The organism is Brachybacterium atlanticum (assembly GCF_025669985.1).
Lineage (GTDB): Bacteria > Actinomycetota > Actinomycetes > Actinomycetales > Dermabacteraceae > Brachybacterium > Brachybacterium conglomeratum.
On the sequence record NZ_JAKJJW010000067.1, the window covers coordinates 1 to 2,662 of the forward strand.

The 2,662-nt window shown below is 76.6% G+C and carries 2 pseudogenes; both read right to left on the reverse strand.

Going from position 1 to position 2,662, the window contains the following annotated elements:
* Positions 1–1,882, reverse strand: a pseudogene (locus tag L3K22_RS16545) (S41 family peptidase); the annotation flags it as partial.
* A gap of 64 nt (positions 1,883–1,946) precedes the next feature.
* Positions 1,947–2,662 (reverse strand): annotated as a pseudogene (locus L3K22_RS16550) (hypothetical protein); the annotation flags it as partial.

Genomic DNA, 2,662 nt, shown 5'->3' on the forward strand with positions numbered 1-2,662 from the left:
ACGGGGCTCCCGATCCCGCGAGGCCCGTCGGGCCGCGGCCGGTGCCGTCGTCCGCGGAGCCGGAGGCGGCGTCGGCCGCGGGCTTCTCCGGGGCGGGGCCCCAGCCGTCGGGGTGCGGGCCGAAGGGATCGGGGGTGGTGCGCTCGAGCGGCAGCAGGAAGGGCCGCTCGGCGTTGACGAACCCGAGGTCGAAGACCATGTCGTCGTAGACCGTCTCGAAGGTGCGCAGGCTCAGCAGCGCCAGGTGCTTGCCGTCGGCGCTGAACGCGGGGGCGGAGTCCTGGAACTTCCCGGAGGTGAGGGCGCGGCCCGTCGGTTCCTGGGCCTCGGTGTCCGAGATCATCAGGCGCGAGAGCTGCCAGGAGTTCGGCTCGGCCCACACCAGCCAGCGGCCGTCCGGCGACCAGGCCAGGTCGCTGACCTCGCCGCCGCTGCTGCGGCCGATCTCGCGCACGTGGTCCAGGCGCGGCGCCGCGACGGAGCGGTCGGCGTCGGCCTCCCAGCCGGCGTCGGCGCCCGGCGCGGTGTGCGCGCCCTTCCCGTGCGTCTCCTTGGCGGGGTCCTCGAGGCCGCGCAGGGTCACCAGGCGCACCACGTTGTCGTGGCTGACGATCGCGATGCGGGAGCCGTCGGGCGAGGGGATGGCGTGCAGGATCCGGCCCACCTCGCCCACGGCCAGGCGGATCTCCTCGCCGCCGCCGTCCAGCCGCGCCAGCGCCAGCACGTCGGAGCCGACGCCGCCCAGCTCACGATCGGAGAGGGCCTCCGCATCGGAGACGAACAGGGCGAAGGGCGAGCGGCCGAGCGGCCGCACCTCCCGCAGCCGCAGCCCGCAGGCCCCGGCGAGCAGCCGCGCCGGACCGCCGCGATGGGTGAGGGCGTGCGCGGAGCCGCGCCACTCGACGACGCTCGCGCGCGCGTCGTGCAGCGGCCGCATGGCCAGGAGGTTCTCGCTCGCCGAGGCGGGGCGCGGCAGTCGGGCGGCGCCGACGCCGGAGGCGAGCACCTCGATCTCCCGCGGCGCGGCCTCGAGGGAGTCCATCGCGAACAGGCGCCCGCGGGAGCTGAACACGATCGCGCTTCCGTCGGTCGCGGGTTCGCGCAGGTAGCCCTCCTCGGAGGTGAGGGAGGTGTGGGAGCGCAGGTCCGTGCCGTCGGCGGCGATGGACCACAGGTTCGCCGAGGCGCGATCGGTGAGCGCCGCGCCGGGGCCGGGGGTGTCGGAGGCGAACAGCAGCCGGTTTCCGTACCAGGCGATCCGCAGCTTCGAGGCGAGGATCTCGTCGAGCAGCGGCTCCCAGGTGCGGGCCGCATGCGCCTCGGCGGGTGCGTCCAGCGGCACGTCCTCGCGCGAGAGCCACAGCTTCACGGCCGTGCCTCCCTGGTAGTGCTTCCAGGAGGCCTGGTCGCGGCGCCACGGCGTCGCGACGACGGTGGTGCCGGAAGGATGGATCGCGACCTCGCCGCTGCGGCCCAGCGGCAGCAGCGTGGTGGTGCCCTCGAGGTCGACGGCCCACAGCTGGGCATCGCGAGCGACCGGCGCGGCGTAGCTGGTGGTCGCGACGATGCGGCCGTCGGGCAGCCAGCCGACGACCTTCGTGGCGGGGCGGCCCCAGAAGGTCAGGCGGCGCGGTGCGGACTCGCCGGCGACATCCGCGACCCAGACCTCCGGCCCGCCCGAGGCGCGGGAGGTGAAGGCGATGCGGGCGCCATCGGGGGAGAAGCGCGGGTACGAGACGGGCGCGCCCTCGTCGGTGAGGCGCCAGGCGCGGCCTCCCTCGAGCGGTGCGAGCCACACGTCGTTCGCGGCGGTGAAGGTGATCAGCTCGCCCCGGACGTCGGGGTGGCGGAGATAAGCGGCATGAGCGGGCGTCGTCGGCATGGCTTCCACCCTATGCCGCGGGGCCGACGTCGCCGGGCGGGAGCTCGCGGCGCGGGTGGGTCGCTCAGCCGAGCGCGCCGGCGATGACGCCGTCCGCGCGGTGCAGCACGGCCGCGAGCTCGGCGCGGGTCACCGCCTGCTCGCCCTGCCAGTGCGTCGACCCGTCGGGAGCCATCCCGGCGCTGGTCAGCCAGGCCGCATCCTGTGACAGCCCTGCGGGGAGGTTCTTCCCCTCGGCCGCGCCGGGCCCGTCAGCGCCGCCGGCGGGCCAGACCGCGCCGATCCCCGCGAGGGCGGGACGCAGCAGCGCGGCGAGCATCCCCGAGGCCCCCTCGCGGGTCGCGCGGGCCTCGGGATGGACCTTCAGCTCGGCATCGCCCCAGAGCGCGCCGCGGCCGTGCAGCCACAGCAGGGCGGAGGCCTGCTCCGGGTCCTCGCCGAGGTCGACGACGAGCACCGGCACGTCCTCGAGCGGCACCGCCGGGGTGCCTGCGAAGCGGTGCAGGGCCGCGGCGACCTCGCCCCGGGTCATGACCGCCTCCGGCGAGAAGGCGCCGCCGGCCGCGGGCAGCACGCCGGTCTCGTCCGCCCAGACCATCGCCTCGAGCCCGGCATCGCCGTCGGCCACATCGGAGAACGGGCTGGTGGCGGGGCCGAGCAGGAGCGGGAGCGCGACCCCTGCGGAGATCGCGCCGACCACGGCGGCGGCCGCGGCGCCCGCGAGCAGCAGGGTGCGGCGCGGCGGCACGGACCGGGCAGGGGCGGGGCCGACGGGGCGTT